Source organism: Aeromonas sp. 603757, assembly GCF_049171255.1.
Taxonomy (GTDB): domain Bacteria; phylum Pseudomonadota; class Gammaproteobacteria; order Enterobacterales; family Aeromonadaceae; genus Aeromonas; species Aeromonas veronii_A.
The window spans coordinates 50,585-75,447 of the sequence record NZ_JAAKOE010000009.1 but is presented as its reverse complement, the minus strand read 5'-3'; the positions used below and the strand labels follow the sequence as shown (position 1 = coordinate 75,447).

Annotated in this window: 24 protein-coding genes and 1 tRNA gene; 16 read left to right on the top strand and 9 right to left on the bottom strand. The window is 59.3% G+C overall.

Annotation, left to right across the window (positions count from 1 at the left end; all coding sequences use genetic code 11):
• Window positions 1-50: 50 nt before the first annotated feature.
• The 4 genes from G5332_RS10715 to G5332_RS10700 form a co-directional block, all read right to left on the bottom strand.
• On the bottom strand, window positions 51-545 hold the full coding sequence (locus G5332_RS10715; protein ID WP_421249880.1) for a CreA family protein: 495 nt from the start codon (window positions 543-545) through the stop codon (window positions 51-53).
• Between the two features lie 26 nt (window positions 546-571).
• A complete protein-coding gene (locus tag G5332_RS10710; RefSeq protein ID WP_421249879.1) occupies window positions 572-1,018 on the bottom strand; it encodes a DUF962 domain-containing protein in 447 nt (148 codons plus the stop codon).
• A gap of 62 nt (window positions 1,019-1,080) precedes the next feature.
• The gene (locus G5332_RS10705) at window positions 1,081-1,938 is read right to left on the bottom strand and encodes a hypothetical protein (RefSeq protein ID WP_421249878.1); all 858 of its coding nucleotides are present in this window, start codon (window positions 1,936-1,938) and stop codon (window positions 1,081-1,083) included.
• A gap of 145 nt (window positions 1,939-2,083) precedes the next feature.
• Window positions 2,084-2,470 carry a TraR/DksA family transcriptional regulator gene (locus tag G5332_RS10700; RefSeq protein ID WP_216952650.1) on the bottom strand — a complete coding sequence of 129 codons (387 nt, stop codon included), beginning with the start codon at window positions 2,468-2,470 and terminating at the stop codon, window positions 2,084-2,086.
• Between the two features lie 467 nt (window positions 2,471-2,937).
• On the opposite strand from G5332_RS10700, the gene G5332_RS10695 reads away from it, so the two are divergent.
• The 9 genes from G5332_RS10695 to G5332_RS10655 all read left to right on the top strand — a co-directional run bounded on the left by G5332_RS10695 (window position 2,938) and on the right by G5332_RS10655 (window position 12,236).
• Complete coding sequence (locus G5332_RS10695) at window positions 2,938-4,269, top strand: glutamine synthetase family protein (RefSeq protein WP_005342613.1); 1,332 nt, start codon at window positions 2,938-2,940, stop codon at window positions 4,267-4,269.
• Between the two features lie 294 nt (window positions 4,270-4,563).
• On the top strand, window positions 4,564-5,925 hold the full coding sequence (locus G5332_RS10690) for an aspartate aminotransferase family protein (protein WP_421172446.1): 1,362 nt from the start codon (window positions 4,564-4,566) through the stop codon (window positions 5,923-5,925).
• Between the two features lie 54 nt (window positions 5,926-5,979).
• The gene (locus G5332_RS10685) at window positions 5,980-7,077 is read left to right on the top strand and encodes an extracellular solute-binding protein (protein ID WP_201937706.1); all 1,098 of its coding nucleotides are present in this window, start codon (window positions 5,980-5,982) and stop codon (window positions 7,075-7,077) included.
• Between the two features lie 114 nt (window positions 7,078-7,191).
• Window positions 7,192-8,277 (top strand): polyamine ABC transporter substrate-binding protein, encoded by a 1,086-nt coding sequence (locus G5332_RS10680; RefSeq protein WP_201937656.1) that lies wholly within the window; start codon window positions 7,192-7,194, stop codon window positions 8,275-8,277.
• Window positions 8,278-8,355: 78 nt separating this feature from the next.
• Window positions 8,356-9,510 carry a polyamine ABC transporter ATP-binding protein gene (gene potA / locus G5332_RS10675; RefSeq protein WP_216952652.1) on the top strand — a complete coding sequence of 385 codons (1,155 nt, stop codon included), beginning with the start codon at window positions 8,356-8,358 and terminating at the stop codon, window positions 9,508-9,510.
• Window positions 9,507-10,412, top strand: coding sequence for an ABC transporter permease subunit (locus G5332_RS10670; protein WP_216952653.1), 906 nt, complete (start codon window positions 9,507-9,509; stop codon window positions 10,410-10,412). Before potA ends, G5332_RS10670 begins: the two co-directional genes overlap by 4 nt.
• On the top strand, window positions 10,409-11,254 hold the full coding sequence (locus G5332_RS10665) for an ABC transporter permease subunit (RefSeq protein ID WP_005340701.1): 846 nt from the start codon (window positions 10,409-10,411) through the stop codon (window positions 11,252-11,254). Before G5332_RS10670 ends, G5332_RS10665 begins: the two co-directional genes overlap by 4 nt.
• Before the next feature lie 45 nt (window positions 11,255-11,299).
• Window positions 11,300-12,004, top strand: a complete 705-nt coding sequence (locus tag G5332_RS10660) for an MOSC domain-containing protein (protein ID WP_421172445.1) — start codon at window positions 11,300-11,302, stop codon at window positions 12,002-12,004.
• A gap of 155 nt (window positions 12,005-12,159) precedes the next feature.
• Window positions 12,160-12,236, top strand: a tRNA-Pro gene (locus G5332_RS10655).
• A gap of 260 nt (window positions 12,237-12,496) precedes the next feature.
• Here G5332_RS10655 and G5332_RS10650 read toward each other — a convergent pair.
• Complete coding sequence (locus tag G5332_RS10650) at window positions 12,497-13,024, bottom strand: hypothetical protein (protein ID WP_005356927.1); 528 nt, start codon at window positions 13,022-13,024, stop codon at window positions 12,497-12,499.
• A gap of 124 nt (window positions 13,025-13,148) precedes the next feature.
• Complete coding sequence (locus G5332_RS10645; protein ID WP_042054246.1) at window positions 13,149-13,613, bottom strand: thioesterase family protein; 465 nt, start codon at window positions 13,611-13,613, stop codon at window positions 13,149-13,151.
• Window positions 13,614-13,746: 133 nt separating this feature from the next.
• On the opposite strand from G5332_RS10645, the gene recQ reads away from it, so the two are divergent.
• Window positions 13,747-15,582 (top strand): ATP-dependent DNA helicase RecQ, encoded by a 1,836-nt coding sequence (gene recQ, locus G5332_RS10640; RefSeq protein ID WP_042081697.1) that lies wholly within the window; start codon window positions 13,747-13,749, stop codon window positions 15,580-15,582.
• 67 nt (window positions 15,583-15,649) lie between these two features.
• Here the strand turns inward: recQ and G5332_RS10635 are convergent, their stop codons facing one another.
• Entirely contained in the window at window positions 15,650-15,952 is a 303-nt protein-coding gene (locus tag G5332_RS10635; RefSeq protein WP_421172444.1) for a c-type cytochrome, read from the bottom strand.
• 105 nt (window positions 15,953-16,057) lie between these two features.
• On the opposite strand from G5332_RS10635, the gene G5332_RS10630 reads away from it, so the two are divergent.
• From G5332_RS10630 to G5332_RS10620, 3 genes are all read left to right on the top strand, one after another.
• Window positions 16,058-17,485, top strand: coding sequence for a protein adenylyltransferase SelO (locus G5332_RS10630; RefSeq protein WP_421172443.1), 1,428 nt, complete (start codon window positions 16,058-16,060; stop codon window positions 17,483-17,485).
• Between the two features lie 10 nt (window positions 17,486-17,495).
• Window positions 17,496-17,783: a DUF3630 family protein gene (locus G5332_RS10625; protein ID WP_005355452.1), complete on the top strand. Its 288-nt coding sequence runs from the start codon at window positions 17,496-17,498 to the stop codon at window positions 17,781-17,783.
• Window positions 17,784-17,942: 159 nt separating this feature from the next.
• Window positions 17,943-18,617 carry a 7-cyano-7-deazaguanine/7-aminomethyl-7-deazaguanine transporter gene (locus G5332_RS10620; RefSeq protein WP_005340680.1) on the top strand — a complete coding sequence of 225 codons (675 nt, stop codon included), beginning with the start codon at window positions 17,943-17,945 and terminating at the stop codon, window positions 18,615-18,617.
• A 270-nt stretch (window positions 18,618-18,887) separates the two neighbouring features.
• On the opposite strand, the gene rraA is transcribed toward G5332_RS10620, so the two are convergent.
• Window positions 18,888-19,373, bottom strand: coding sequence for a ribonuclease E activity regulator RraA (gene rraA, locus G5332_RS10615; RefSeq protein WP_005340678.1), 486 nt, complete (start codon window positions 19,371-19,373; stop codon window positions 18,888-18,890).
• Window positions 19,374-19,519: 146 nt separating this feature from the next.
• Here rraA and G5332_RS10610 point away from each other — a divergent pair, with 146 nt between their 5' ends.
• Both G5332_RS10610 and G5332_RS10605 read left to right on the top strand, forming a co-directional pair.
• Window positions 19,520-21,373, top strand: a complete 1,854-nt coding sequence (locus G5332_RS10610; protein ID WP_421172442.1) for a methyl-accepting chemotaxis protein — start codon at window positions 19,520-19,522, stop codon at window positions 21,371-21,373.
• 122 nt (window positions 21,374-21,495) lie between these two features.
• Window positions 21,496-22,146 (top strand): chromophore lyase CpcT/CpeT, encoded by a 651-nt coding sequence (locus G5332_RS10605; RefSeq protein ID WP_005340675.1) that lies wholly within the window; start codon window positions 21,496-21,498, stop codon window positions 22,144-22,146.
• Window positions 22,147-22,246: 100 nt separating this feature from the next.
• On the opposite strand, the gene rpmE is transcribed toward G5332_RS10605, so the two are convergent.
• Window positions 22,247-22,462: a 50S ribosomal protein L31 gene (rpmE, locus tag G5332_RS10600; protein ID WP_005340673.1), complete on the bottom strand. Its 216-nt coding sequence runs from the start codon at window positions 22,460-22,462 to the stop codon at window positions 22,247-22,249.
• A 147-nt stretch (window positions 22,463-22,609) separates the two neighbouring features.
• Here rpmE and priA point away from each other — a divergent pair, with 147 nt between their 5' ends.
• Window positions 22,610-24,817 carry a primosomal protein N' gene (gene priA / locus G5332_RS10595; RefSeq protein ID WP_421172441.1) on the top strand — a complete coding sequence of 736 codons (2,208 nt, stop codon included), beginning with the start codon at window positions 22,610-22,612 and terminating at the stop codon, window positions 24,815-24,817.
• Window positions 24,818-24,863: the final 46 nt, after the last annotated feature.

Here is a 24,863-nt window from a genome sequence, read left to right as displayed (position 1 = left end):
TCGTCAAATTACAACAAAATGGGTCAGCTATCACCTGACAAACCGGCTGGTTATTGTCCCCACGGCATAATGGGAACGGCGCTGACTGCACTTTTGTACGAACCATCCACCAGTTTGGTGCTGTAGGTCAGGTAAACCAGTGCATTGCGTTTCTTGTCGTAAAAACGCACCACTTTCTGCTCCTTGAACACCAGTGAAGTGCTGACATCGAACACCTCCTCTCCCGCCTTCAGCTTTTCGGGCAGGGTGATGGGGCCGATCTGGTGGCACGACAGGGAGGCGTGGGAGGGATCTTCCGCCAGTCCCAGCCCGCCTTTTACACCACCGGTCTTGGGGCGCGCCAGATAGCAGGCGACGCCGTCGATGCGCGGGTCGTCGAACGCCTCCACCAGGATCTTGTGGTTGGGACCGAAGAGCTTGAAGGAGGTGCTCACTTCACCGACCGGGTCGGCCTTGTCGGCCAGCGCCGGGCCGGCAAACAGGACCCCCAGCAGCAGGGGCAGGGCGCGGCGCAGGGCGTTATGTCGCGTGTGGTTATGTGTCATGGTCTCTCCTGTTGGCCCGGCATTCCTCAATAGGGAATGCCCAGACGACGATAGAGGCTGGCAAGCACCCAGGCGGGGCCTATCAGCAGAAATTGCAGGTCGGCGAGGAAGGAGGGGCGTTTGCCCTCGATCTTGTGGCCGACAAACTGGGCTATCCAGAGCTGCACGAACGCTGCCACCGAGGACCACAGCAGCGGCCCCTGCCACTGGTGGCAGAAGGCCAGCCCGAGCGCGGTCAGCACCGCCATCCCCGCGAACAGCGAAAACGACAGTTGCAGATAGAACAGCAGCACCGGAATGGCCGCCACTGCCGCCCAGTTGAGGGGCTCTGGCAAGGGCCCGAGCGGCAGACACCAGAGCAGCGCCAGCGAGCAGAGATAGATGCCCGGCACCGCCAGTTTGTGGATGGCGACGTTTATCGGATGGCGATGGCTCTGGCCGTACTCCACAAACCACTCCTGGATTCCCTTCATGGCACCTCCCTGGCGCACTGTGTTCTCGCGGCCTGACCCTCATGGTCAGGCGCTCGGGATGCTTATCCCTGCGGTGGATAATCCCAATATTGGGCCGGAATGGATTTTAGCAACGGGGTCATGTCCGGATTGGGCAGGGCGATGGTGACCCGCTGATCGAGGTTGGAGCTGGCCAGTGCTTCGCGGATCTTGGGGTTGTCATGGAAGAACTTCATAAAGCTGCCATCGGCATAGGCCCGCTCCAACCCGGTCTGAATCGCCTTGGCCAGCTTGGGGTATTCGGGGCTGACGAAGAAGAACTGGGCGAAGGGGTAGCGGATCAGCAGATGCTGCTCGATGGCGAGGTTGGGATACTGCGCCACCAGCTCGCTGCGCTCGGCGAAGATCTCTACCAGGGCGCGCGGGAAGAAGTCGATCTTGTCGCCGTCGTTGATAAGGCGAAACAAGCTGCTGTAGCGGCCGGAGAAGGTCGGGATGCCCGCATTTTCCAGAATTTTGTTATCGGCCCAACCGACCCCTTGCGCCGCCTTCAGCTGTTTGAGGTCGGCCAGAGTATTGATCTGGTTGAACTTCTCTTGGGCATCCGCGTGGATGAACGACAGCCGCAATCCTTCCAGTCCGCGAAACAGCGGAATGGGGACGGCAATCAGGGAGGATTCGAGTGCGCTGGAGGTACCCATCCAGAAGACGTTGATGGTCTTGCCCTTGCTCAGCTGCTGCTGAAGGGTGAACTGGTTGAGGTCGAGTTCGACAGGCTGGATGCGAAAGGGTTGTCCGGAGCGGGTCAGGGCCAGTTCCAGCAGTTTGAGCTGGTACTCCTGATCAAGATTGTTGACGGGACGGCTGGGAACCTTGACCGTCAGAACCTGTGCTTGTGCCAGCAGTGGCAGGCACAAACACAGTTTGATGAGCCATTTCACTCTCTATTCTCCTGTAGATTCCGGAAGGTGTCCGGAGTCTAACAGAACTTGTCACCATCTTGCTGCGAGGCGTTGTGCAAGGTTGAGCGCGGGCCCAGCCTTGTTGGCGTCTGTTGCACCTGAATGGTGACGGTTCTTCGAAGAATCAGGCGACGCGGCGGAACACGTGGGTATCGTTAAATTCCTTGGTGCTCTGGCATTCGACGCAGAAACGGGACTCTGGACGAGCTTGCAGCCGCTTGAGAGAGATCTCGTCACCACAAGATTCACAGTAACCGAAATCTCCATCGTTCATTCGCTTCAATGCGCCCCTCAGCTTGCGCAGGTGCAGCTTGTCGTGCTCGATGCGGTTCAGCTCCAGACGGCGGGCTTCCTCGATACTGGCACGGTCAATTTCATCGGCCATCTCGTTGGTGTCGGTGGCGATGGCCTGGCTGGCCTGGGAGTTCAGGCGCTCTTCGAGCTCGGCGATCTGCCGCTCGATCTGCCCCTTGTAAAAGGCCAGTTGGTCTTCAGTCATGAAATCACACATACGATTTACTACCAGTCAGTTTACTAACCCAATTATCCCTGTTTATGGGGGCTGTCTGCCTGCAGACCAAGCCCTTCTCGTCTGATTTGCACCGTTTTCATGCAAGAGAGTGCAAATCAGGGCGGGCCTTGTACCAAAAAAAAGCAGCCAAGCAAAGCAAATAGGACAGGGATTGTGCGCCTTTGCAAAAAAATGGCCCCTTTAGCGGCTGATCTGACGGGATCTGACATCTGGTTTTGGCCGGTTGGCACCGGCTTTGCACTGGGGAGAGGCGAGACCACGAGTGTTTAGTATTTGGTGCCGACTTGGTCATTATATGCGCCGTTATTTATAGTTTTTTAAACACCACTGCTTGACATTACCCCTGATAGCGGGCTTTTATGGTGGTGTTGATTACAATTTGATAACAAGGGTGTTCCATATATTAGACACCCTTGCCAATGGCAACCGTAGAGTCGGGGTTTAACATGGACAGTATCAAGGGCTGGATGGAGAGCAATCGCATCACGGAAGTGGAGTGTCTCTTCCCTGATTTCACCGGCAACGCCCGGGGCAAGATCATCCCAGCCAACAAGTTTTTGCGAGAAGGGGGCATGCGTCTGCCCGAGGTGATCTTCACCCAGACAGTGACCGGCGAATATCCGGATGACGACAGCATGATCGATCCGCTGGAGCGGGACATGCAGCTCTATCCTGACCCCAACACCATCCGTTTCGTCCCTTGGGCGCTGGAACCTACCGCTCAGGTTATCCATGACTGTTACGACGTCAACGGCAAGCTGATCGACATTGCACCTCGCTCCGTACTGCGTCGGGTTCTGTCATTTTACGAGGCTCAGGGCTGGAAGCCGGTGGTGGCGCCCGAGCTGGAGTTCTATCTGGTCACCCGCAACGAAGACCCCGACTATCCACTGATGCCGCCGGTAGGGCGCAACGGCCGTCCGGAGACCGCTCGCCAGTCCTTCAGTATCGATGCGGTCAACGAGTTCGATCCCATCTTCGAAGACATGTATGACTACTGCGAAGCGCAGGAGCTGGAGGTGGATACCCTGATCCACGAGTCCGGTGCTGCCCAGATGGAGATCAACTTCCTGCACGGGGATGCCATCGATCTGGCGGATCAGGTGTTCCTTTTCAAGCGCACCATGCGTGAGGCGGCCCATCGCCACGGCATCTACGCCACCTTTATGGCCAAGCCGATGAGCAACGAGCCGGGCTCCGCCATGCACATCCACCAGAGTCTGGAGGATATGAACGGTCGAAATCTGTTCGGTACCCCGGATGGCGGCAACTCCGAACTCTTCATGCATTTCATCGCAGGTCTGCAGAAGTACACCCCGGCGGTGACAGCCCTGCTGGCTCCCAACGTCAACTCCTACCGCCGCCTCACCTTCGGTGAGAGCGCGCCACGCAACGTCCAGTGGGGTGTCGAGAACCGCACCTGTGGTCTGCGGGTACCCTTCTCCGACCCCAGTGCCCGCCGGGTGGAGAACCGCTTCGCCGGTGCCGATGCCAACCCCTATCTGGCGCTGGCCGCCACCCTGGCGTGCGGCTATCTCGGCATGATGGAGAAGCTGGAGCCCATGCAGGAGATGAAATCCAGCGCCTACGACCTGCCCTACAGTCTGCCCCGCTCGCTGGAGGAGGCGCTCAGCCATCTCGAACAGTGCGAGCCGATCAAGGAGATGTTGGGGGAGCGCTTCACACGCGCCTTTGTCGCGGTCAAACGCAAAGAGTACGAGACCTACTTCGGGGTGATCAGCCGCTGGGAGCGAGAGTTCCTGCTGCTGAACGTCTGACCCGGATGCGTGCCGGCCACGCATCGTCCGAATCGGGGAGGCAGGCTGCCTCCCCTGCCTGTAACCGGTAATACGGGATGGAGGAGTGCCTCCGCCTGCGGATGGTTGTGAGCGGAAGTTGGCTCGCCACCGCTCTGGCTGCATGGTTGATAACAGTTTTTGGCTCGAATTGAAGGATGTGAGGAGCAGGCCGTGCCGCAGTCCACGCGAAAGTGGCAGTGATTGCGGGAGTGGCAGCCCTCCTGATGATTGACGAACAGAACCAGCTAAATCGAAGGAACCGAGGAGCTAACAATGCAACAGACTACCCGTGAGTGGCAGCAGCAGGATGCCAGCCACCACCTGCACCCCTTTACCGACTTTCAGGCTCTGAACAAGAAGGGCAGCCGTATCATCACCAAAGCCAGTGGCGTCTATCTGGAAGACTCCGAAGGCAAGCGCATTCTGGACGGCATGGCGGGGCTTTGGTGCGTCAATATGGGCTATGGTCGGCAGGAGCTGGTGGATGCTGCCACCCGTCAGATGCAGCAGTTGCCCTACTACAACCTCTTCTTCCAGACCGCGCACCCGCCGGTGATCGAGCTGGCCACCTTGCTGGCCGAAGTGACGCCATCCCATCTCAACCATGTCTTCTTTACCGGCTCCGGCTCCGAGTGCAACGACACCGTGCTGCGGATGGTGCGCCACTACTGGGCCAGCAAGGGGCAACCGGAAAAACAGGTGATCATCAGCCGCCACAACGCCTATCACGGCTCCACCGTGGCGGGGGCGAGTCTGGGTGGCATGAAAGGGATGCATGCCCAGGGTGGTCTGCCCATTCCCGGCATAGTGCACATCGACCAGCCTTATCACTTCGGTGAGGGGCAGGGGATGAGTGCCCACGAGTTCGGGCTGGAGCGGGCCCGTCAGCTGGAGCAGAAGATTCTGGAGCTGGGGGTGGAGAAGGTGGCCGCCTTTATCGGCGAGCCGATCCAGGGGGCGGGCGGTGTCATCATTCCGCCTGACAGCTACTGGCCGGAGATCCAGCGCATCTGCGATCACTACGGCATTTTGCTGATAGCCGACGAGGTGATCTGCGGCTTTGGCCGTACCGGCCACTGGTTTGCCAGCGAAGGGTTTGGCATCAAGCCGGATCTGATGTGTCTGGCCAAGGGGATTACCTCCGGTTATCTGCCGCTCGGCGCTGTGATGGTGAGTGACCGGGTTGCCAAGGGGCTGGTGGAAGAGGGGGGCGAGTTCAACCACGGCTTCACCTACTCGGGCCATCCGGTCTCTTGCGCGGTGGCGGTGGCCAATATCCATCTTATGCAAAAGGAGAGCATAGTTAAGCGAGTGCATGATACCATCGGCCCCTATTTGCAGCGCCGCTGGGCAGAGCTGGCTGACCACCCGCTGGTGGGTGAAACCCGTGGCCGCGGGCTGGTCGCAGCCCTGGAAATCGTCCAGGACAAGCAGACCAACCGGCGTTTCCCGGCCCATGCCAATGCCGGGATGACTTGCCGGGAATTCTGTTTTAACAATGGCTTGGTGATGAGGGCGGTAGGCGATACCATGATCATATCGCCCCCCTTGGTGATCACCGAGGAACAGGTTGATGAATTGGTCAAGCTAGCCAGGCTCAGTCTGGATCTGACAGCCGCCAAGCTGAAGGGTTGAGGTGCGGCCGGGCAGGTTGGCATGCGCATACAATTTGCTTAGGAGACAAGGATGATGTCTTTCAAAACGGGAGTGATCGCTGCCTCTGTGGCTCTGGTCATGGCAAGTGCCGGAGCAATGGCTGAAGAGAAGGTGTTGCACGTCTACAACTGGAGCGACTATATCGCCCCGGATACCCTGGAAAACTTCCAGAAGGAGACGGGCATCAAGGTGGTTTATGACGTGTTTGACAGCAACGAGGTACTGGAAGCCAAGTTGCTGGCTGGTAAATCCGGCTACGACATCGTGGTGCCGTCCAACCCCTTCCTGGCCAAACAGATCAGGGCTGGCGTGTTCCAGAAGCTGGACAAGTCCAAGCTCTCCAACTGGCAAAATATGGATACCGACCTGCTCAAGGCGCTCGACCCGAGCGATCCGGGCAACCAGTACTCCATCCCCTATCTGTGGGGCACCATCGGTTATGCCTACAATGCCGAGAAGGTGAAGGCCGTACTGGGGGCCGATGCGCCGCTCAACTCCTGGGATCTGGTGTTCAAGCCGGAGAACATGGCCAAGCTGAAGGAGTGCGGCGTCTCCTTCCTCGACTCGCCGACCGAAATGTTACCGGCCGCCCTGCAATATCTGGGCTTCAAACCGGATAGCCAGAAGCCGGACGAGCTGAAGAAGGCCGAGGAGCTGTTCCTCTCCATTCGTCCCTATACCGCCTATTTCCACTCCTCCAAGTACATCTCGGATCTGGCCAACGGCAACTTGTGTGTTGCTGTCGGTTACTCCATGGATTTGCAGCAGTCCAAGGCGCGGGCGGCGGAAGCCAAAAATGGCGTGGCACTTACCTACACCATTCCGAAAGAGGGGGCAGGCAGCTTCTTTGACATGATCGCCATCCCGGCGGATGCCAAGAACGTCGAGGCGGCCCACACCTTCATCAACTATCTGATGAAGCCCGACGTGATCGCCAACATCACCAATCAGGTGCAGGCGCCTAACGGCAACAAGGCTGCGACCCCGCTGGTTGACGAGGCGATCCGTACCGATCCGGGGGTTTATCCGGACTCTGCAACCTTGCAGAAGATCTACACCTTCCCGGATCTGCCGGCCAAGGTGCAGCGTCTGATGACCCGCAGCTGGACCAAGATCAAGTCCGGTAAGTAACGAATACCCCTCCCGGTCCGCAGTTCGGCCGGGAGGGTAGTGATGCCATCCATCCGGATGGGCCGCGCGAATGGATGCGCAGACGGTCAACCACTGAACAGGAGAACTGACACCGTGAATACAACCAGATTGCTAACCATAGCGCTGACCATGGGATTGGCGAATGCAGTCCAGGCAGCCCCTGTGCTCCATTTCTACAACTGGTCTGACTATATCGGCGAGACCACCCTCAGCGATTTCCAGCAGGAGACCGGGATCAAGACCGTCTATGACGTATTTGACTCCAACGAAACCCTGGAAGGCAAGTTGCTGACCGGACGGACCGGTTACGATCTGGTGGTGCCCTCAAATAATTTCCTCTCCAAGCAGATCAAGGCGGGGGCTTTCCAGAAGCTGGACAAGAGCTTGCTGCCCAATCTGGCCAACCTGGATCCCGTGCTGCTCAAGCAGCTCGAGAAGGTGGATCCGGGCCATCAGTACGCGGTGCCCTATCTGTGGGGAACCAACGGCATCGGCTACAACGTCGACAAAATCAAGGCGGTGCTGGGGGTCGACAAGATCGACTCCTGGGCGGCCATCTTCGAGCCGGAAAACATGGAGAAGCTCTCCCGTTGCGGCGTCGCCTTCCTCGACTCGGCAGACGAGATGATCCCGGCTGCCCTCAACTACCTTGGACTGAACCCCAACAGCCAGGACGCGGCCGATATCAAGCGCGCCGAGGCGCAGTTGCTCAAGGTGCGCCCCTATGTGGCCTACTTCCACTCCTCCAAATACATAGGTGATCTCGCCAACGGCGATATCTGTGTGGCAGCGGGCTTTTCCGGCGACATCTTGCAGGCGGCAGCCCGTGCCGACGAGGCAGGCAAGGGGGTGAAGATTGCCTACAGCATTCCTAAAGAGGGGGGCAATCTCTGGTTCGACATGATGGCGATCCCGTCTGATGCCACCAATGTCAAAGAGGCACATGCTCTCATCAACTATGTTCTGCAGCCCGAGGTGATCGCCAAGGTCAGTAATTATGTGGGCTATGCGAACCCCAATGCCAAGGCTGGCGAGTTCATGGATGAGACGGTGCGCAATGATGAGGGGGTTTATCCGCCTCAGGCTGTGCTGGAGCGGCTCTATGTGCAGGAGGCACATTCCCGCGCGGTACAGCGTCAAATCACCCGGAGTTGGAGCAAGATCAAGTCCGGTACCTGACCTTGGTGCCCGCTCTGGGGCGCCAAATCGCTTTTATGGATTGGCCGTGAGGCCAGTATCACGTTAGGGAGTTTGGTAATGGCGATAGCCTCCAGTGCCTACAAGAAAGCCCTTGAGGGCAGCCAGCAACGCAAAGAAGTGCTGGTAAAAATAGACAGGGTTAGCAAGCAGTTCGATGAAACCCTGGCGGTCGATAATGTTTCCCTGAATATTCACAAGGGGGAGATCTTCGCCCTGCTGGGAGGATCCGGTTCCGGTAAATCGACCTTGCTGCGGATGCTGGCCGGGTTCGAGCGCCCGACCGAAGGGCGTCTGTTCCTCGACGGGGTGGATATCACCGATATGCCCCCCTATGAACGCCCCATCAACATGATGTTCCAGTCCTACGCCCTGTTTCCCCATATGACGGTGGCACAGAATATTGCTTTCGGTCTCAAGCAGGATGGCCTGCCCAAGGCCGAGATCGACGCCCGTGTCGAAGAGATGCTCAAGCTGGTACAGATGACCCAGTATGCCCGTCGCAAGCCGCACCAGCTCTCCGGTGGCCAGCGCCAGCGGGTAGCGCTGGCCCGTTCGCTGGCGAAACGTCCCAAGTTGCTGCTGCTTGATGAGCCGATGGGGGCGCTCGACAAGAAGCTGCGCTCCAAGATGCAGCTGGAGCTGGTGGAGATCATCGAGCGGGTCGGGGTTACCTGTGTCATGGTGACCCACGATCAGGAAGAGGCCATGACCATGGCGGAGCGGATCGCCATCATGCATCACGGTTGTATCGAGCAGATCGGTAGCCCGATGGATATCTACGAAACCCCGGCCAGTCGGCTGGTGTGCGAGTTCATCGGCAACGTCAACCTGTTCGACGGCCTGCTGGTAGAGGATGAGCAGGACCACGCCATCATCGCCTGTGCCGATCTGGAGCAGCCCATCTATGTGGGCCACGGGATCAGCTCCCGTGCCGAGAACAAGAAGGTGACCTACGCCCTGCGGCCGGAGAAGCTGCTGATGAGCCTGCAAAAGCCGGCCGAAATCGAGCATCCGGACTTCAACTGGACCAAGGGCGAGGTCTATGACATCGCTTATCTGGGCGGACACTCGGTGTACCACATCCAGCTGCCCTCGGGCAAAATCGTTCAGGCTTTCATCGCCAATGCCGAACGCCACGGCAAGCGGCCAACCTGGGATGACCAGGTGTTCCTCTACTGGGAAGATGACAGCGGCGTGGTGCTGCAATCATGAAGATCTTGCAACGACTGAAGCGGGGCGGAGGGCGCCGGCTGGTGATCGGCATCCCCTTCTTCTGGCTGTTCCTCTTCTTCCTGCTGCCCTTTGTCATAGTGGTAAAGATCAGTTTTGCGGAAGCGGATGTGGCGATCCCGCCCTACACCGACGTGGTGAGCTGGGCCGACAATCAGCTCACCATCCTGCTCAATATGGGGAACTACCTGCTGCTGCAGGAGGATGAGCTCTATATCGCAGCCTATCTGGGCTCCCTCAAGATGGCCTTCGTCAGCACCCTGCTCTGCCTGTTGATTGGCTATCCGATGGCCTACTCCATCGCTCGGGCCAACAAGGAGACCCAGACCGTTCTGCTGTTGCTGATCATGATGCCGACCTGGACCGCCATTCTGATTCGGGTCTATGCGTGGATGGGGATCCTCAGTAACAACGGCCTGCTCAACAGCGTCTTGCTGGGGATCGGGCTGATTGACGAACCGCTGCAGATCCTCAATACCAACCTGGCGGTCTATATCGGCATCGTTTACTCCTATCTGCCCTTCATGGTGCTGCCGCTTTACGCCAATCTGGTCAAACACGATCAGAGCCTGCTGGAGGCGGCCTCCGACCTGGGGGCCCGCAACCTGACCCGTTTCTGGCAGATCACTGTGCCGCTCTCCAAAAACGGCATTATCGCCGGCTGCATGCTGGTGTTTATTCCGGTGGTGGGGGAGTTCGTTATTCCGGAAATGCTGGGCGGCCCGGAGACCCTGATGATCGGTAAGGTGCTATGGCAGGAGTTCTTCAACAACCGCGACTGGCCGGTCGCCTCTGCACTGGCGGTGGTGATGCTGGCGGTGCTGATCATTCCGATCATCCTCTTCAACCGTAACCAGGCCAAAGAGCTGGAGGGCAAGGCATGATGAGACGTTTCGGTTTTGCCAAGCTGATGCTCTGGCTTGGGCTGCTGTTTATCTACCTGCCCATGATCATCATGGTGATCTACTCCTTCAACGCCTCCAAGCTGGTGACGGTGTGGGGCGGTTGGTCGCTCAAGTGGTACTTCGGCCTGCTCGACAACAAGCAGCTGATTGGATCCGTGTTCCGCTCGCTGGAGATCGCCTTCTACACCGCGATCGCCGCGGTGGCGCTGGGGACGGTGGCGGCATTCGTGCTGACCCGAATTCCCCACTTCCGTGGTCGAACCCTGTTCGGTGGCATGGTGACGGCACCGCTGGTGATGCCCGAGGTGATCACCGGTCTGTCGCTGCTGCTGCTGTTCGTGGCGATGGCCCAGCTGGTGGGATGGCCCGCCGAGCGGGGCATGTTGACCATTTGGATCGCGCACACTACCTTCTGTACCGCCTACGTAGCCATCGTTGTGTCGGCGCGGTTGCGGGAGCTGGATCTCTCCATAGAGGAGGCGGCCATGGATCTTGGCGCCAAGCCGTGGAAGGTGTTCTTCCTGATCACTATCCCGATGATCGCCCCCTCGCTGGCGGCTGGCGGCATGATGTCGTTTGCCCTGTCGCTGGATGATCTGGTGCTGGCGAGCTTCGTCTCCGGCCCGGGCTCCACCACCCTGCCGATGGAGGTCTTCTCGGCGGTGCGGCTCGGGGTTAAACCCGAGATCAACGCGGTGGCCAGCCTGATCCTGCTGTCGGTATCGCTCTTTACCTTCGGCAGCTGGTATCTGATGGCCAGGGCGGAGAAGCGCCGTCGCGCCGAGATCGCCATGACCACCCAGATGCAGGCCGTCGTCTGACAGCATGATAAGATCCGCCTACTCTCGTCAACCTGGAGGATGAGTATGCGGATCTCCCTTTTGAGCGGTCGTGGCACCGAGCTGGTGCCCGGCCTCACCAGCGCCATTCACAAGCAACCGATCTCTGCACCAGTTCGCTGTACCTTTGCCGGTCTGGAAGGGGATGAACAGTGTGACCTGCGCCACCACGGTGGCCCGGATCGGGCGCTCCACTACTATCCTGCCGATCACTATCTCTGGTGGCAGACCTGGCAAACCGCGCTGGGCTTGCCTGCGCCACGTACACCTTGGCAACCTGCCGCCTTTGGCGAGAACCTCTCCGGTATCGGGCTGACCGAGGTGCAAGCCTGCATTGGCGATGTCTATCGGCTCGGCGAGGCGCTGATCCAGATCAGCCAGCCGAGATCCCCCTGTTTCAAGCTCAACCAGCGCTTTGGCTATGGCCAGATGTCGCAGGTGATACAACTGAATGGCCGTTGTGGCTGGCTGCTGCGGGTGCTGGAGGAGGGGATGGTGTCGCCGGAGTCGGCCATGGAGCTGGTAGACAGACCCTATCCCGAACTGACGGTGAAGCGCACGGCGGATATCCTGTTCAATCAGGTGCGCAATGAAGCGGATCTGCTGATGTTGCTGGAGAATCCGGCCCTTTCCCCCAACTGGCGCCAGCATGCAGCCGACTGGCTGGAGCATGGCACTGTGGCTGACTGGCAGCGCCGTCTGCTGGGACCGGCATCCCTGCGCCTGGCCTGACAGCCGGTTACCGGAATGTCACCAGCTGGCTGCAGCCCGGTAAACGGATGAAAAGAGTGCTGAATAGTTGAGCGAACGGCATTTTTTTTCCTGCCAAACGCAAAAAAGGCTTGTGTCGGGTCTGGGCTTTCGGTAAATTCCCGTCCCGCAGACATCGGTGTGTAGCGCAGCTTGGTAGCGCACTTCGTTCGGGACGAAGGGGTCGGAGGTTCGAATCCTCTCACACCGACCAAATTTGAAAAGGCCGCTCAATAGAGCGGCCTTTTTGCATTTATCCTTCCTGTTTTCCTAATTTTCTTTAGCTGCTGACCTGTTACCTGGCCAAGTGATCTGACTTGCAGTATGCAGGGTCGAAGCAAGACCACAGACATTAAAAGGGCCACCGCTCGGTGGCCCATCGGTGGAGTCTGATCCTGACTCCGGCACTCTAGATTGTGGCAATCTCGCTATGGGTCTTGTCTATGGTGCCCTCCTTGCGCGCCAGGCGCTTACTCAGATATGCCAGTGCTGATGCCGCAAAGCCTTGAAACTGTGTTGAGGCAGCAAGGCCGCGTGCTTGGGGTACTCACTAATGAAATGTTCTATTCCCTCCATCAGTTGTGCGCGTAATGAAATCACGGGCTCATGCCAGGCTTGCAGACAGAGATGGCCGGGGATCAACTGCTCCTGATAATCTTCCAGCAGCTGTTCTGGCCAGGGTTCAATACCGGAATTGCGTTGCAGCAAATAGTGGGCGGCGGGTTCACGGGCATAAATGAACTGAATTTGGGCCAGATCGCGTTGGCATAGCGTTTGACTGTTGATATGACAGGTCAAATATTTTCCCGTTTTCAGATCCAGAAAGTGACCGCGTTGCCGACAGGGAACGATGCGATACCAAGGCAGGGGTGAGGAGAGAGAATACCCCTCAAGCTCCTGTTCCAACCAGTGGCGACACTCGGGTGTCTGCACCTCGTCGAGCATGGACTCGAGCTGTGTCAACAAGGCTCTGGATGGTTTGATGGCCAGTTTCGCACTCATCGCCTGCAATCCTCCCTCTGCACACAATCCCGACTATCAGTATGGACCTTGTTCGGCCAGAGGGGGTAAGGAATCTAATGATTAAAAGTGGATTAGCCGCGTGGTTTTTATGCACTAACTTGGTTCAACCCACCAGATAGGTACCAGTGCCGAAGGCGATGTGGGTGCCCTCTTCGTTGTGCAGCTCCATCCGGGCGACGGCCACCTTGCTGCCCGCCCGGATGATGTGGGCGGTGGCGATAAACTCGTTGCCGCGCCCCGGGCGCAGGTAGTCCACCCGCAGATCTATGGTGCCGAGGCGAGCGAAGCGCTCCTTGAGATAGCTGGGGGAGAACTCCTCCAGCTCGTCGATGCAGGAGGCGGCGACGATCATGCCGCCCGCCACATCCAGCAGCGTGGCGGTGACACCGCCGTGCAGGATGTTGTGGAAGGGGTTGCCGATCAGCTTGTCGTCCATCTTGATGCGCAGTTCCACCTTGTCGAAGTCGTAGTGGGTCACCTGCATGCCGATCAGCTTGTTGAACGGCATCTTCTCGGCAAACAGGTTGGCAATGCCACTGAGCGCCATCTTCTTGAGCATCTGTTTCATTCTCTGATCCCAATCCTTGTCATCAAAGCCGAGTAAAAACTCCAGCCAGTCTGCAACAGTTCTTTAACAGTCGCAATGGCAGGTTTATTGTGGGCGGCGGCTGCTTTAGAATGGCGACCCCAAAGGAGAGCCCATGACCGCGATTGCCGAAACCCTGCCAGATCCTCAGCCAGAGAGTCCGCTTGCCCTGCTGCAGGCGGTCTTCGGCTATCAGCAGTTTCGGCCGGGTCAGCTCGAGATCATCGAGCAGATCGTCGCGGGGCGCGATGCGTTGGTGCTCAAGCCTACTGGCGGCGGCAAGTCGCTCTGCTACCAGATCCCGGCACTGCTGCGGCCCGGGCTCGGTGTGGTGGTCTCTCCCCTTATTTCGCTGATGAAGGATCAGGTCGACAGCCTGCGCGCCAACGGCGTAGCGGCGGTCTACATCAACTCGGCCCTTAGCCGGGAGGAGATGATCCAGAACTTCGCCGCCATGCGTCGCGGCGAGATCAAGCTGGTCTATGTCTCCCCCGAGCGACTGTTGCAGCACGAGTTTATGGATCGGCTGGCCGAGCTGCCGCTCGGGCTGTTCGCCATCGACGAGGCGCACTGCGTCTCCCAGTGGGGCCACGATTTCCGGCCTGAGTATGCGGCGCTGGGGCGCCTCAAGCAGTGGTTCCCGCAGGTGCCGGTGGTAGCGCTTACGGCCACCGCCGACGAGGCGACCCGCAGCGACATGCTGCACCGCCTAGAGCTGAACGATCCCTTCATCCACACTGCCAGCTTCGATCGCCCCAATATCCGCTACAGCCTGGTGGAGAAGTTCAAGGCCGCTGAGCAGTTGCTGCGTTACGTGCAGAGCCAGAAGGGCAACTGTGGCATCGTCTACTGCTCCAGCCGCAACCGGGTGGAGGAGGTGGCCGAGCGGCTATCCCGCCACGGCTGCAAGGCGGCGCCCTATCATGCGGGGCTGCCGCTCGAGCAGCGCCAGCAGACCCAGGATGCCTTCCTCAAGGATGACATCGAGATAGTGGTGGCGACGGTGGCGTTCGGTATGGGCATCGACAAGCCCAATGTGCGCTTCGTGGTGCACTACGACATCCCGAAGAACATCGAATCCTACTATCAGGAGACCGGTCGCGCCGGGCGCGATGGCACTCCCGCCGAGGCGCTGCTGCTCTACGATCCCGCCGACATCGGTCGGGTGCGCCGTCTGCTCGACAACATCGAGAACCCTCAGCAGCTGCAGGTGGAGCAGTACAAGCTCAACGTGATGGCCGCCTTTGCCGAAGCGCAGACCTGCCGCCGTCAGGTGCTGCTCAACTACTTCGGCGAGTACAACGACAAGCCGTGCGGCAACTGCGATATCTGTCTCGATCCGCCCAAGAGCTATGACGGCACTGAAGATGCCCAGAAGGCGCTCTCCTGCGTCTGGCGGGTGGGGCAGAATTTCGGGGTGGGTTATGTAGTGGAGGTGCTGCGCGGTTCCCTCAACCAGCGCATCAAGGATCATGGCCACGATAAGCTGTCGACCTACGGCATCGGCAAGGATCAGAGCCACGAATACTGGATGAGCGTGATCCGCCAGCTGATCCACAAGGGGCTGCTGACCCAGAACATCACCCGTAATCTGGTGCTGCAGCTGACCGAAGCGGCCCGCCCCGTGCTGCGTGGCGAGGTGAAGCTTGAGCTGGCGGTGCCCCGACTACAGCCCATCTCCAGCCGCAAGGAGAAGCGCAACGGTCTGCTCGACAATGCCAACTATGACAAGCGGTTGTTCAAGGAGCTGCGCGGTCTGCGCAAGCAGATTGCCGAGGATGAAGAGGTGCCGCCCTACGTGGTGTTCAACGATGCGACCCTGGTGGAGATGGCACAGCTGATGCCGATGACCGAGGACGAGATGCTGGCCATCAACGGTGTCGGTCACCGCAAGCTGGAACGTTTTGGCGAAGCCTTTATGGACCTGATCATCGACTACTGCCGTCGTTAGGGTCGATTAGGCAGCCTAATCGACCACGGTAAGCGCGGCTCGGAAGAACCTGGGGTCAGACGCGAGGTTATTTCAGGCTGGCGTAGAAGGCCGCCAGATTGTCGATATCCGCATCGGTCAGCGGCGCCATGAAGGGGTCCATCAAGGGCTCTTTGCGGGTGCCATCCTTGAACGCTTTCAACTGTTTCACCAGATAGGCGGCATTCTGACCCGCCAGATGGGGATAGTTGGGGATCATTGCCTTGCCTTCCACGCCGTGACAGGCGGCACAGGCCGCTGCCTTGGCTTTGCCGGCTTCTATATCGGCAGCCTTGGCCTGATGACCCCACGCCAGTGCCAGCAAGGGCAGGGCATATACCCATTTTTGCATCTTCTTCTCCTTGAATTGAAAAATGATGGTTGCCAGTTAGCGCAAGCATGGCTGACGGCAGTATAAAGAGTGACACGAGCATACGCAGGGACGAATGGCACAACCATGAAGCTGATCAACACTTTTGCGACCGAGTTGCCCTGGGCCTGTGAACCCGTGGTCCCCCAGCCGCTGCAGCAGCCCCGGTTGCTTCATCTCAACCGGGCTTTGCTGGATGAGTTGGGGCTGGGAGGCGTCAGCAAGGCTGACTGGATCGCCTGTTGTGGCGAGGGAAAAGTGCTGCCAGGCATGCAGCCGGTAGCGCAGGTCTATGCGGGCCATCAGTTTGGGGGTTATAGCCCGCGGCTTGGGGATGGTCGCGCGCTGCTGCTGGGTGAGCAGCTGGCGCCGGATGGCCAGCGCTGGGATCTCCACCTGAAGGGGGCAGGGAAGACGCCGTTCTCCCGTTTTGGTGACGGTCGCGCCGTGCTGCGCTCCTGTATTCGCGAGTATCTCGCCTCCGAGGCGCTCCATGCTCTCGGCATCCCGACCACGCGAGCGCTGGTGCTGGTGGGCAGTCAGGAGCCTGTTTATCGCGAGCAGGTGGAGACCGGGGCGACCGTGCTGCGCACCGCCCCCAGCCATCTGCGCTTCGGCCATATCGAGTATTTCGCCTGGAGCGGGCAGGGAGAGAAGATCCCGCCACTCATCGACTATCTGCTGCGCCACCACTTCCCCGAGCTGGAGAGTGGCGCCGAACTGTTTGCCGAAGTGGTGCGCCGCACCGCGCGGTTGATTGCCAAATGGCAGGCTGCGGGGTTCTGTCACGGGGTAATGAATACCGACAACATGTCGCTGCTCGGCCTGACGCTGGATTACGGGCCATACGGCTTTATCGATGCCTACGTGCCCGATTTTGTCTGCAACCACTCGGACCCTGCGGGCCGCTACGCGCTGGATCAGCAGCCCGCGGTCGGTTACTGGAATCTGCAAAAACTGGCGCAGGCGCTGGCTGGCCATGTAGACGGTGATGCGCTGGCTGCAGCGTTGGCCCAGTACGAGCAACAGCTGATGCTGCACTACTCCGAACTGATGCGGGCCAAACTCGGGCTGGCGGTGTGGGAGGAGGATGACCCGGCTCTGTTCCGCGAGCTGTTCCGGTTGCTGGCGGCTAACAAAGTGGATTACCACCTGTTCCTTCGCCGTCTCGGTGAGGTGACGCAAGAGGGGGGGGGGCCTGCATCTCTGCTGGCCCTGTTGCCTGAACCAGTGGGTTGGCAGGCGTGGCTGGAACGCTATCGGGCGCGGCTGATGCGCGAAGGCAGCGAGGATGCCGTGCGCAAGGCGCAGATGGATGCCATCAACCCCAAGTATGTGCTGCGCAATGCGCTGGCCCAGCAGGTGATCGACGCCGCCGACGCAGGGGATATGCAGCCGTTCGAGCGGCTGTTCGCCGCCTTGCAGCACCCCTATGATGAACAACCCGAATATGAGGATCTCGCCACCCCGACTCCGGCATGGTATTGCGGTGGTGAGCTCTCCTGCAGTAGCTGAGAGACAGGGAATGAGTTGGCAAATCAAACAGGTAGATAGCGAAGCTGGCGTGGTGACGCTGGATTGTCCGGCACTCGACTGGGACACGTTCCCGCTGTTGGCGCAGGCCTTGCTGCGAGAGTGGGAGCTGCAGCCGCTCGAGCAGGATGCGGGGGCCGACCGCCATAGCTGGTTGCTGGTGTTTGAAGGGAGCCAGTTTCGGCTGGAGTACGAACACTACAGCGGCTGCTGGCTGGAGGCGGTGCGCCCGGCGGATCGGGAGGCGCTGCTCTGGCTCGCCAGACAGCACAAGGCGTGACTATCGCCCACAAGGCCTGCTCTGCCGCTGGCCAACCTGGACAAGCGTAATCGCATAAAGATTGAACTATCGGTTTGGGGGCGTATAATCTCGCCCCTCGATTATCGCCAATGGTGGCGATATGGGTTCCCTAACCCCATTAACCAAAAAGGTCACAAGATGAATCTGACCCCTGCGCAGTACCAAACGGCGCTCGTTCGCCTGTCGTTGTTCCACATCCTGATCATTGCCAGCAGCAACTATCTGGTGCAGCTGCCGATCACTGTGTTTGGCTTCCACACCACCTGGGGTGCGTTCAGCTTCCCGTTTATCTTCCTGGCGACCGACCTGACGGTGCGGATCTTCGGTGCCGGTCTGGCACGCAAGATTATCCAGACCGTGATGCTGCCAGCACTGGCGGTCTCCTATGCGCTCTCCGTACTCTTCTTCGAAGGGAGCTTCCAGGGCGTTGGTCATCTGGCCGAGTTCAACCTGTTCGTGGCGCGTATCGCGCTGGCCAGCTTTATGGCCTATCTGGTGGGTCAGTTCATGGATGTGGTGGTGTTCAACCGCCTGCGTCTGCTCAAGCAGTGGTGGATTGCGCCTGCGGCCTCCACCCTGTTCGGTAATCTGGTTGATACCATCGCTTTCTTCAGTGTGGCCTTCTGGCGCACCACAGATCCCTTCATGGCAGAGCACTGGGTCGAGATCGCAACCGTCGATTACGTATTCAAGTTGCTGATAAGCCTTGGTTTGTTCGTGCCGCTCTACGGTGTCTTGTTGCGCTACCTCAGCCGCAAGCTGGTGGGCGAGGCCGGATTATCCAGCCTGCAAACAGCCACCCGGCAAGCCTGACCAGATTGACCACCCTTCGCGGTGGTCAATTTTTTTGCACTTTCTGCAAATAGCGCTTGCCTAGTTAAATGAGAATGATTATTGTTAACTTGTTTTCCGGGAAAGACTTCATTCGTTCCAACGTGATGGACTTCTTGTGAAGGCACGACATTGCTCACATTGCTTCCAGTTAAGGGCCAGTTTATCTGGCCCTCTTTTTTTGTCATTTTTCAGCAAGTTGCAGGCATAAAAAACGGGAGCCAAGGCTCCCGTCGTCACTCTGCCTGTGGCTTACTCGATATCGAGTGCCTCGGGGGAGAGGATCACCCCTGTGGTATCGGCGTAGAGGTGGTCGTCGGGCAGGAAGGTCACCCCACCGAAGTTGACCGGCAGATCGGTCTCCCCTACATCCTTGCTGTCGGCACCGACCGGAATGGCAGCCAGTGCCTGAATACCGATATCCAGATCTTCCAGAATATCGACTTCGCGGACGCAGCCGTAGCAGACAATCCCTTCCCAATCATTCTCGGCCGCCGTGGTGGCGATGTCGCTGTCAATCAGGGCACGGCGCATGGAGCCACCGCCATCGATCAGCAAGACACGTCCCAGTCCGTTCTCTTTTACGAGTTCACGGATAAGACCATTCGATTCGAAGCATTTGACGGTGGTGATGACGCCGCCGAAAGAGGCGCGGCCGCCGAAGGAGCAGAGCATGGGTTCAAGCACATCCACCATGTCCTGATAGATGTCGCACAGTTCAGAAGTATTGTATTCCATAGTGTCAAATCCACGGCTGGAAACAGGTGCAACCAGTATAAGGAGTGGGTGTGGCATTTCAATGAATATTCCTTGCACAGATCACCTGTCGCCGCTTTTCTGCATAAGCTCAATGCAGTTCACTGCCAGTTTGCGAGAGGTCCATCGTGCTTATCCGTCATAAGTTGATCCTGAATACCGTGCTGGTTGCCGTTGCCATGCTGGTACTGAGCGGCCTGTTTATCTACTCCAGCCAGGTGCACCGTCATCTGACCGAAGCCCAGCGTAATATCGACCAGCTGGAGATCGCCATGCTCAACTTGCGGCGGGCCGAGAAGGATTTTCTGATCCGTAAGGATATGACCTTCGTCGAGCGCTTCAATCAGGGGCTGTCTGACTTTCACCAGCACAACCGGGAGCTGGTGACCGATGACAATTTGGCGGCTGTCGAGGGGGAGCTGACCAGACTGGATCAGCAGATCGGCGGCTATGGCAAAGCCTTCAACGATCTGGTTGCCCAGCAGCAGAAGATTGGTCTGGGGCCGGAGGAGGGGCTCTATGGCAAGCTGAGGGCGGCGGTGCATGAGGTGGAGAATGGGCTCAAGCAGCTGGATCAGCAGGGGCTGCTTATCACCATGTTGCAGCTGAGACGGGCGGAGAAAGACTTCATGCTGCGCTCCGATATCCAGTATCTGGAGCGTTTCGAAACCTTGCACAAGAGTTTTCAGGATAGCCTTGCCACTTTGCCGGAGGCGGGTCGCGGCACGCTGGAGCAGGCCAGCAAGCAGTACCGGCAGGACTTTGTGGCGCTGGTGCAGGGGATGCAGATACTGGGGCTGAAAGAGGATGAGGGGCTGCGCAACCAGATGCGGGATCTGGTGCATCAGACCGAACAGGGGTTTGCCGCCGTAGATCAGCACATTGTCGCTGAGCTGGAGCGGCAGAGCGCTCGCCTCAACAGCCTGATGCTGGTCTGTGGCGGGGTGATTGTGGTGCTGATCGGCATCATGAGCGTGTTGCTGGGGCGCAGCATCGACCGTCCCATTACTCAGGTGAATGACACCGTCAACCGCATTCGTCAGGCTAATGACCTGCGCCTGAAGATAGAGCTGCGCGGGGCAGATGAAATGGCCCAGCTGGCAGGCAATCTCGACGTGATGCTGGGCGGGTTTCGTAACCTGATTGGCGATGTGAAGCATAGCGTGCACACCCTGACCGAAGCGGCGGATCACCTTTCGGCCAACGTCAAACGCACCAGTGAAGGGGCGGCGCGCCAGCTGCAGGAGACCGATATGGTGGCGACCGCGTCCACCGAGATGGGCTCCACCATCGAAGAGATCGCCCGCAACACCGAGCAGGCGGCCAACAATGCGCAGGCGACCAACAACAAGGCGATGGAGGGGCGGACTGCGGTCGAGAACACTGTCGAGCAGATCCGCTCGCTGGCGGACAATCTGGAGAGTTCATCCCGCGAGGTGAGCCAGCTGCAAAAAGAGAGCGAGACCATCGGCTCCGTGCTTGACGTGATCCGTGGCATTGCCGAGCAGACCAACCTGCTGGCCCTCAACGCAGCCATCGAAGCAGCCAGGGCAGGGGATCAGGGACGTGGTTTTGCGGTGGTGGCCGATGAGGTGCGCAATCTGGCCATCCGTACCCAGAAATCGACCCAGGAGATCGCCGGCATCATCAGCTCGCTGCAGAAACAGACCGGCAGCATCGTCGAGGTAATGGCGACCTGCCGCGAGCAGGGCAACCGCAGCTCGGATCAGGCCAGTACTGCAGGGGAGTTGCTGGGGCAGATCACTCAGGATGTTACCAACATCATGGACATGAGCACCCAGATTGCCGCCGCCATCGAACAGCAGAGTCTGGTGGCCAACGAGGTGAACCGCAACGTCAACAACATCCGCGACATCGCCCAGGAGTCGAGCATCATGGCAGAGGAAAATGCGAGATCCAGCGAGGGTCTCAACGAGCAGGCCCAGCTGCTCAACAAGGCGGTGGCAAAATATCGGGTTTAGTGAGCGGACTGGCATCCTTGTGAGGTTTTTGCACCAGAGTGGCAATGATTTGATCGTAATGGCTGTTATTGGGGAAATTCGCTCATATAATCGCCGCCACTATGATGATTCGGAAGGATTCGATGGCAAAGTTGCTGGTGGCCGTATTCGGGCTGCTCTGTTCCTGTCTGGTGTTGGCAGGATCGGCGCCTCAGGCTACCCCACTCAAGCCCGGTATGGAACCGCTGCTCAGCTGGTTCAACGGGGCCTTTACGAGCCGGGAGCAGGCCAGTTACGACAGCCGCTTTACCAGTGCCGAGCTGCGCCTGATGGAGATTTGGCCCGGCTATCAGGGCTATCGCTGGGTTTATGCCGAGCAGTACCTGAGTCTGCGCTCCGTCCGTCCTTTCCGCCAGCGCATCTATCGCTTCTCACCCGCCCCTGACGGGCGGATCCTGATGGCCGAACTGACCATGCCCCGTGCCACCGATTTTGCCGGTGCCTGGCATGATCCCGCCCTGCTCGACAGTCTGACCCCGCAGCAGCTCTCCTTGCGCCACGGTTGCGAGATCTGGTTGACCCGTACCCCCTCCGGCGAATATGCCGGTCACACCCGGGTGGGCCACTGCTCCACCGATTTTGGCGGTGCCACAACGCTGGTGCAGCATATCTGGATTGGCCCCGATAGCGTCAGATTGCTGGATCGCGCCTATGACAACGCAGGGAGTCCGCGCTGGGGCAGCCCGGGTGAGGGGTATGTCTATTTGCGTCGTTCCAAGGGGTTTGGTCAGTAGGGGAGAGTACGTCTGGCTGCGGGAACATGAAGGATGAAAAACAGGGATCGTAAAAAAGGCGCCCGATGGGCGCCTTTTTCAGAATTCTTCAGAAGTAAAATTACTTCTTGGTGGTCATCGCACCGAAACGCTTGTTGAACTTGTCTACGCGGCCGCCGCTAGAAACTTCTTTCTGCTTGCCGGTGTAGAACGGGTGGCACTCGGAGCACACGTCCAGGTTCAGATCTTTACCGATGGTAGAGAAAGTGTTGATGACGTTACCGCAAGAGCACTTGGCGGTGATGGCTACGTAGTCAGGATGGATACCAGCTTTCATGGACAACCTCAATTAATAGGCCGTGTCGCCATCCGATCTCTTGTCGGACACCACACGATTGTTGAACACAGTTTCAAAGGCTGCGAATAATATAGGAAATGCCTGAGATCAGGCAAGTGGCTTCGCAGAAAAAATAGGCAACCCCTGGTGAATTCTTCCCAAACGCTGGATCTGGTTCGTGTCGCTGTCCCGGTACCGTTACGCCGTCACTTCGACTATCTCTCTCCCCTGCCGTTACCTGCCCCCGGTTGCCGGGTCGAGATCCCTTTCGGTCCCCAGACCCTGGTCGGGCTGGTGGTGGATCATCCGGCCGACAGCCAGGTGCCCCGCAACAAGCTCAAGCCCATCAAACGGGTATTGGACACGGCTCCGGTGCTGGGGCCGGATATTCTGGCGCTGATGAACTGGAGCGCCAGCTACTACCAGCATCCGCTGGGGGAAGTGCTGCCCCATGCCCTGCCGGTGTTGGTGCGCAAGGGGGAGCCAGCCGCCTATCGGGAGCTGGAGTTCTGGTTTACCACCGAGGCGGGCATGGCCATCGACCTTAACGAGCTCAAGCGGGCGGCCAAGCAGCAGCAAGCGCTCGCCCTGCTGCGCAAAGGGCCGCAGACCCCCTCTGCCCTCAAGCAGGAGGAGATCCAGAGCTCCGCTCTCACCGCGCTGGAGAAGAAGGGGCTGCTGGAGAAGCGCTCGCTGGAGCCAAGCCATGACGGCGACTGGGCCGCCCGTTTTGAACCGGGGGAGGGGCTGCGCCTCAATGGCGAGCAGGCGCTGGCTGTCTCTGCCGTTACCAGCCAGAGCGACAAGTTCGGTGCCTTCCTGCTGGATGGCATTACCGGCTCCGGCAAAACCGAGGTGTATTTAAGCATCCTTGAGCCCTTGCTCAAGGCGGGCAAGCAGGCGCTGGTGATGGTTCCGGAGATCGGTCTCACCCCGCAGACCATCAACCGCTTCCGGCGCCGCTTTAACGTGCCGGTGGTAGCGATGAACTCCGCCATGAACGATCGGGAACGGCTCGACGCCTGGCTCGCCTGCCGCGACGGCGGCGCCGCCATCCTGATCGGCACCCGCTCGGCGGTGTTCACCCCGTTTCACAACCTCGGCATCATCATCATCGACGAAGAGCACGACGGCTCTTTCAAGCAGCAGGACGGTTTTCGCTACCACGCGCGGGATCTGGCGGTGATGCGGGCTCATCGTGCCGGTATCCCCATCCTGCTTGGCTCTGCTACCCCGTCCCTGGAGACATTGCACAACGCCCGCACCGGTAAGTATCACCATCTCACCCTGACTCGCCGTGCCGGTAACGCCCAGACCGCCCGTCAGGTGATCCTGGATATCAAGAGCGTGCGGCTGCAGGCCGGGCTCTCCCCCCAGCTGGAGCAGCTGATGGCGGAGCATCTGGCGGCGGGCAATCAGGTGATGCTGTTTCTCAACCGCCGTGGCTATGCCCCGGCTCTGATCTGCCACCAGTGCGGCTGGAGCGCCGCTTGCGAGCGTTGCGATGCCTGGTACACCTGGCATCAGGCCGGACGACGGCTGCACTGTCACCACTGTGACAGCGTGCGCCCGCTGCCCCACCACTGCCCCGAATGTGGCAGCAACGAACTGATCGGATCGGGAGTGGGCACCGAGCAGTTGGAGCAGCTGCTCACCACGGTGTTCCCGCAATATCCGGTGGTGCGCATCGATCGGGACAATACCCGCCGCAAGGGGGAGCTGGAGACCCATCTCGGTGACATCAAGGCGGGCAAGTACAAGATCCTGATCGGCACCCAGATGCTGGCCAAGGGTCACCACTTCCCGGACGTGACGCTAGTGGGTCTGCTGGATGTGGATGGCGCCCTGTTCAGCGCCGATTTTCGCGCAGCTGAGAAGCTGGCCCAGCTCTACACCCAGGTGGCGGGCCGTGCCGGTCGTGCCAGCAAACCCGGGTTGGTGGTGCTGCAGAGCCACCATCCCGAGCATGCCCTGCTGCAGGATCTGACGCAGAACGGTTACGGCCACTTCGCCGATACGGCGTTGAAAGAGCGCCGCCTGTTGGGGCTGCCGCCGTTCAGCTATCAGGGGCTGTTCCGCGCCGAGGCCAATGGCCGTGACGAGGTGCAGCTGTTCCTCTCCCGCCTCGCCGATACCCTGCGCAGCGCCCGCTATCCCCACGTTCAGGTGCTGGGGCCCATCAGCGGTTTTATGGAGCGCAAGGCGGGCAAGTTTCGCATGCAGTTGCTGGTGCAGGGGCCGAACCGGGCACCGCTGGCCCAACTGCTGGACTGGGCGGTAAAGGAGCTGGAAGGTTGGCCTGAGACCAAAAGGGTGCGCTGGAGTCTGGATATCGACCCCACCGAGCTGAGTTGATGGTGCCGGAGCCGGTCGCTGGCAGCTCTCGTCAGCGACCGGGTTT